Annotated in this window: 5 protein-coding genes and 1 pseudogene; 1 reads left to right on the top strand and 5 read right to left on the bottom strand. The window is 67.8% G+C overall.

The features are described 5' to 3' along the window. Positions 1-484, top strand: a 484-nt coding sequence (locus ACFQEU_RS09720) for a CDP-alcohol phosphatidyltransferase family protein (RefSeq protein ID WP_379781609.1), incomplete at its 5' end; no start/stop codon positions are given. Positions 485-544: 60 nt separating this feature from the next. On the opposite strand, the gene ACFQEU_RS09715 is transcribed toward ACFQEU_RS09720, so the two are convergent. The 5 genes and pseudogenes from ACFQEU_RS09715 to ACFQEU_RS09695 all read right to left on the bottom strand — a co-directional run. Then, positions 545-1,597: an ABC transporter permease gene (locus ACFQEU_RS09715; protein WP_379781607.1), complete on the bottom strand. Its 1,053-nt coding sequence runs from the start codon at positions 1,595-1,597 to the stop codon at positions 545-547. Beyond that, positions 1,590-3,032: an ABC transporter permease gene (locus tag ACFQEU_RS09710; RefSeq protein WP_379781605.1), complete on the bottom strand. Its 1,443-nt coding sequence runs from the start codon at positions 3,030-3,032 to the stop codon at positions 1,590-1,592. Before ACFQEU_RS09710 ends, ACFQEU_RS09715 begins: the two co-directional genes overlap by 8 nt. Then, positions 3,029-4,591 carry an ABC transporter ATP-binding protein gene (locus ACFQEU_RS09705; protein WP_379781603.1) on the bottom strand — a complete coding sequence of 521 codons (1,563 nt, stop codon included), beginning with the start codon at positions 4,589-4,591 and terminating at the stop codon, positions 3,029-3,031. Before ACFQEU_RS09705 ends, ACFQEU_RS09710 begins: the two co-directional genes overlap by 4 nt. A 136-nt stretch (positions 4,592-4,727) precedes the next feature. After that, complete coding sequence (locus ACFQEU_RS09700) at positions 4,728-5,861, bottom strand: BMP family lipoprotein (protein WP_379781601.1); 1,134 nt, start codon at positions 5,859-5,861, stop codon at positions 4,728-4,730. 71 nt (positions 5,862-5,932) lie between these two features. Then, positions 5,933-6,412: pseudogene (locus ACFQEU_RS09695) on the bottom strand (phosphomannomutase); the annotation flags it as partial.

The raw sequence follows: 6,412 nt of genomic DNA, 5'->3' as shown, positions 1-6,412 counted from the left end.
GTTCGCCGGGGTCGCGTTCGCGGTCCCGTACGTGGTCTTTTACGCCGCCGGCGCGGTGTTGGTCCTGCTCAACGGCTGGCTCGATCTCGTGGACGGCGCGCTCGCCCGCGAACAGGACGTCGCCTCCGCGGGCGGCGACCTCCTCGATCACGTACTCGACCGGTACGCAGACATCGCCATTATCGCGGGGTTCACCGCCGGGATCGACGCGTACGCCCTCGGCTTTCTCGCGGTCACCGGCGTGTTGATGACGTCGTATCTCGGCACCCAGATCCAGGCGGTCGGCATCGGGCGCGAGTACGGCGGGCTTCTCGGGCGGGCCGACCGACTCGCGCTGATGGGGATCGTCGGTCTCGTCGCGGCGGTGTACCCGGCCCCGATCGTCGCCGACTTCGGCGTGGTCGGCCTGCTGTTGGGCCTTCTCGCCATCGTCGGACATCTCACCGCGCTTCAGCGGTTCCTCGGTGCGTGGCGCGACCTCTGAACCCTCCTCGCCGTGAACGGCGAGGGTAGCCGGGGGGTCCGGACGGCTCGTCGATGGACGCTACTCCTCCGTCTCGTAGTGCTCGCCGGCCGCGGCCGGTAGCCGTGTCTTTCCGACCAGCGCGAGGACGAGGATAACGACCACGTACGGGATCGTCTCGACCAGCGTGCTCGGGATCCCGTAGCCGAGCTGTTGGAGGCGGGTCTGGCTCGCTTCCAGCGCCGCGAACAGCGTCCCCGCGCCGAGCGCGCCGAGGGGGTTGTAGTTGCCGAACAGGTAGACGACGATGGCGATGAACCCCTTGCCCTGGACCATCGTCTCGCCCGAGCCACCGAACCGCCCGACGCCGAGCGCCAGCAGGCTCCCGCCCGCGCCGGCGAACACCCCCGACAGCAACACGCCGGCGTGTCGGATCCGCGGGACGGAGACGCCGACCGTGTCGAGCGCGCGCGGGTTCTCCCCCGCCGCTCGCAGGTGACTCCCGAACGCGGTGTGGTTCAACGTCCACCACGAGCCGGCGGTTCCGGCGAGGATCAGCGCCGCCGAGTAGTGCCAGGTCACGCGCGCCCCGATTCCTGGTGTGTTGACGCTCCCGAAGAACACCGTCGAGAGGAACGGCGCGAGTCCAAGCGCGATGAGCCAGATCGCTAACCCGGCGATGATCTGGTCCGCCTTGAACTCGATACAGACGACCCCAAAGACGAACGCGAGCACCGTGCTCGCGACCACGCCCGCGAGGAACCCGACGACGAGTAGGCCGGGACCGCCGAGCACGCCCGCGTCCCCGAGCACGAAGGCGACGTATATCGAGGTGAACGCCGAGATGATCAACAGCCCCTCCAAGCCGATGTTGATCACGCCGGATTTCTCGGCGAAGATGCCGCCGAGCGCCGCGAGCACGATCGGGGCCGCGATCCGGATCGTCGCGGCGGCGGTTCCGGTCGAGAACACGATCCCGGCGAGGTCGCCCGCGACACTGTCCGGGAACGCGACACCGAGGACGCCGAGCAGCGCCAGCAGGCCGACGGTGCCCGCGACGATCGACTTCGTGTAACTCGACGCGGCGAGATCGGTGACCGTCGGGACGTCGAGCGCGGAGAGCGGGTTACGCACTTGACTCACCTCCATGGGTCGGCTCGGAGCCACTACCGGTCGGATCCTCGCTCCCGGCGGTCGGATCGGTCGAACCCGAGCCGTCGGCGTCGGAGCCGGCGTCGGTGGCCTCATCCACAGACTCCCCCGGCCCGTCCCGGTCGCTGCCGGGCCCACCGGGTCCGTCCTCCACGTCGAGTCGGCGACCGATCAGCCGGAAGAACTCCGGCATCGCCACGAACAGGATAATGAGTCCGCGTAACACGCCGATCAACTCCGGCGGCACGTCCGTCTGGAAGCCGACCTGTAGCGCGCCGCCTTTCAAGACCCCGAACAGCGCGGCGGCGGGGAACACCCCGAGCGGGTTGTTGCCCGCGAGGATCGAGACGGCGATCCCGTCGAACCCGAGGTCGGGGACGGACTCCAGCCATCGGCCCTCCGCCATCAACACCCACATGCTCCCCCCGATCCCGCCGAGTGCACCCGATATCGTCATCGCCCGAACCGTCGTGAGCTTCGCGTTTACCCCGCCGTACTCGGCGGCAAGCGGCTGTATCCCGCTGACGCGGAGGTCGTAGCCGAACGGCGTGTGCTCCAAGAGCACGTACAGGCCGACGACGACGACGAGCCCGATCAACAGCGCCGCCTCGGCGAAATCGCCGGTCGTCGGGAAGAACCACGGGTCGATCCGCGCGTAGTCGGGGACGCGTTCCGTCGCGACGACGGACGACCCCTCGGCACGGAACACCTCTAAGACCAGAACGTAGGCGAGGTTAGCGGCGATGAAGTTCAGCATGATCGTCGTGATCACCTCGTTGGCGTCGGCGTACGCCTTCAACGCGCCGGGGATCGCCCCCCAGACCCCGCCCCCGGCCGCGCCGGCGACGATACCGAGCGCGATAAGCGCGAGCCCGCCGACGCGGTTCGCCGGGAACACCGGCGCGGCCGCGACGACCACGAGCGCGGTAAGCAGCCCGCCGACGACGAGCTGTCCCTGCGTTCCGATGTTGAACAGCCCGGCACGGAACGCGACCGCCACGGAAAGCCCGGTGAATATCAGGAGCGTCGTCTCGCTCATCGTGAGCGCGAACGAGTTGTTGAGCGGACTCCAGCCGGGCATGAACCCGAGAAGCGGGATCGTGACGGGGAGCCACTCCGGGTTCAAGAGGGCGGGCTCCCAGAGGTAAAACGGGTTCCCTAAGGCACCGTTGAACAACACGAAGTACACCTGGAACGGGTCATAACAGAACCCGAGCCCAGTGATCGGCATCGTCCACGCCGCGGTCGAACACTCGGCGATCCGGCCGGAGACGAGCACGATCAGGAACCCGACGGCCACGGAGAGGACGAGCGCCGCGAACGCGATGAGCAGCCGTTCGACGCCTGTGAGCCCCACGAACCGCCGGAGGAACTCATACGCTCTCGCACGGAGGGCCGCGCCACGCTCCGTACTCATGCCGACACCTCCTCGTCGAGCGCGACGTGATCGACGGCGTCGTCGTCGAGCGACTCGCCGGCCATCAGCAGCCCGAGCTGTTCCTCGGTGACGGTTGCGGGGTCGACGACGCCGGTGAACTCGCCCTCGTGCATCACGGCTAATCGGTCCGACAGCGCCTGTACCTCGTCGAGCTTCGAGGAGACGAGCAGGACCGCCTTTCCGGCCGACCGCAGCTCGAGGAGACGCTCGTGGATGAACTCGGTCGACCCGATGTCGACTCCCCGTGTCGGGTGGGTCGCTACCACGAGATCGGGGTCACGTTCGAACTCGCGCCCGACGATGAACTTCTGTTGGTTTCCACCGGAGAGCGACTCCGCCGTGGACGCGCGGTTCGGCGGCCGGACGTCGTACTCCTCGATTATCGCGTCCGCGTGCTCGCCCGCCGCTTCCCAGTCTATCCGGCCCCCGCCGGTGAAGCCGTCGTCGTGCTGGCTCCCGAGCACCCCGTTCTGCACCAGGTCGTACGGCATCACGAGTCCGCGCGCGTGTCGGTCTTCGGGAATGTATGCCATCCCCCTATCGATCCGTTCACGACGGCTCACGCCGACCATCGAGTCGCCCTGAAACCGGATGGCACCGGCAGTCGGCCGACGTAACCCGGTGATCGCCTCGACGAGCTGTGACTGTCCGTTGCCGTCGACGCCCGCGATCCCGAACACCTCCCCCTCGCGTACGGTCGCCGACACGCCGGAGACGGCTTCGACGCCGCGATCGTCCTCGACGTGGAGCCCCTCGACGCTGAGCGCCGGATCCCCCGGCGTCGACGTCGACTCCGAGCGTTCGAGCAGCACCTCACGACCGACCATCATCTCGGCCAGCTGCTCGCGGGTCACGGTGTCGGTGTCGACCGTTCCCACGTTGACGCCGTCCCGCAGGACCGTCACCTCGTCGGCGGCGTGCATCGCCTCGCCGAGCTTGTGCGTGATGAAGATGATCGTCTTGTTCTGCGCGGTGAGCTCCTCGAAGACGCCGAACAGCTCCTCGACCTCTTGCGGCGTCAACACGGCCGTCGGCTCGTCGAGGATCAACACGTCCGCGCCGCGATACAGCGCCTTGAGGATCTCGACGCGCTGTTGGACGCCGACGGAGACGTCCGCGACACGGTCGTCCGGGTCGACGCCGAACCCGTACCGCTCGCTCAGCTCGCGAACCGCCTCGTGGGCGCCCTCGTCGTCCACACGGAGACCGAACCACTCCGTCGGTTCGTTCCCGAGGACGATGTTCTCCCAGATCCGCATCGGCTCGACCAGCATGAAGTGCTGATGGATCATCCCGATCCCGGCGTTGATAGCGTCGCGTGGCGAGTCGAACGTTCGCGGCTCGCCGTCGATCACGACACGCCCCTCAGTGGGTCGGTACAGCCCGTACAACACGTTCATCAGCGTCGTTTTCCCCGCCCCGTTCTCGCCCAACAGCGCGTGGACGCTCCCGCGCTCGACGACGAGGTCGACGTCGTCGTTGGCGACGACGCCCGGGAACCGCTTGGTGATTCCATCGAGGGTGACCGCGGGTTCCATTTACGCACCCTCTCGGTCCGGAGGTAAAAAGCGCGTCGGGTCCGTGAGCGGATCCGTCCGTTCGTTGTCGTTTCGAACCCGAAACCGGCGGTTCCCCGATCGTATTCGGGTGAACCGTCCGACTGTGGGACGGCGCTCAGACGTCGTCGGGATCGTCCGGGACGACGATGTCGCCCGCGATGATCCCGTCCCGGATCTCGTCGATCTCGGTTTTGACCTCCTCGGGGATCTCGTCGCCGATCCCATCGCCGTACACACAGGAGACGCCCTCGTCCTCGAGGCCGAGCTCGACCTGTGAGCCCCCCTGGAACTCGTCGTTGACGACGTTCTCGACCGACTCGTACACCGCACTGTCGACCCGCTTGACCATCGACGCGAGGATCACGTCGGCGAAGTCGGGCTCCGTCAGCGACTGGTCGGAGTCGACGCCGATCGCGAACCGCCCCTGGTCCTGTGCCGCCTGGAAGACGCCGACGCCGGAACCGCCCGCCGCGTGATACACGACGTCCGCGCCGCTCTCGTACATCGACAGGGCCGCCTCCTGGCCGCCGGAGGGGTCGGCGAAATCACCGACGTAGCTCGTGATCACGTCGATGTCGTCGCTCACGTAGTCGACGCCGGCCTCGTACCCCGCCTGGAACCGCCGGATGAGCGGCGCGTCGACGCCGCCGACGAACCCGACGTTCGTCGAATCGGACGCCGTTTCGCCCGCGCCGGCACTGAACGACCGGCTACTGAGAAGTGCGGCGAGCGCACCGACGAGGAACGATCCCTCCTCCTCTTTGAACTCGTAGCTTGCAACGTTCGGCTCGTCGAGGTTGTCGTCGACGAGCATGAAGTTCTGCTCGGGGAAGTCCGGAGCGACCTCCGAGAGAGCGTCGAGCTGGGCGAACCCGATACACGAGACGAGGTCGTAGTCGGGGTCGGTCGACTCGGCGTACAGCCGCTGGAGCTGCGAGAACTCGCCGGCGTCGGCCGGCTGCGACTCGTCGTACGAGACGTCGAAATCCTCGGCCGCGTCGATGATGCCGCGCTGTGCCGCGTCGTTGAACGACTCGTCGCCGAGACCACCGAGCGCGTACACCATCCCCACGTTCGTCTCCGCGGTTCCATCATCGCCGTCGTCGCTAGCACTGTCGTCGCCGGACCCGTCGTCTCCGGCACCGTTTCCGCCGTCGTCCTCCGGGCCGCCCGTACAGCCGGCGAGCCCCGCGACTCCCGCGATACCGGCCACCTGTAGGAACCGCCGCCGATCGAAGTCTGATCCCATATCGATCTGAAAAGCGCGGCTAGAACGGTTAAAATCGTCGGTCGGGCCGGTCTCCTGTCCTCTCGTTCACACTACGCGTCGTCGACGGCGGCCGAGACGACGGACGCCACCGCCTCGACCAGCTCGTCGACCGTCTCGCTTTCGGCGTACACCCTGACGTACGGCTCGGTACCGGAGGGCCGGACGAGCGTCCACGCCGCATCCGGGAACTCCAGGCGGACCCCGTGGTCAGTGTTCACGCTCGCGTCCGGAAACGCCTCCGGGAGCCGATCGGTCAGGCCGTCCATCACCGACGGCTTCAGGTCGTCCGGACAGTCGACGCTGACCTTCCGGTACGGGCGTTCCGTCACCGGGTCGCGGAGCGAATCGAGTCCCTTGGTCCCGATGAGGCGAGCGAGGACGGCCGCCGAACACACGCCGTCGATCCACCCGCCGAACGGGACGTGGACGTGTTTCCAGGGTTCCGCCGCGAACGCGACCGCGTCCCCGTCGGCTTCGACGGCCGCGATCCCCTCGTGGAGCGCGCCGAGCCGGACGCGTTCGACCCGACC

Origin of the sequence: Halorubrum tibetense (genome assembly GCF_042661865.1) — an archaeon.
GTDB classification, from domain to species: domain Archaea; phylum Halobacteriota; class Halobacteria; order Halobacteriales; family Haloferacaceae; genus Halorubrum; species Halorubrum tibetense.
Note: the sequence above shows the minus strand (reverse complement) of the source record. Positions and strands in the feature narration are given on the sequence as shown.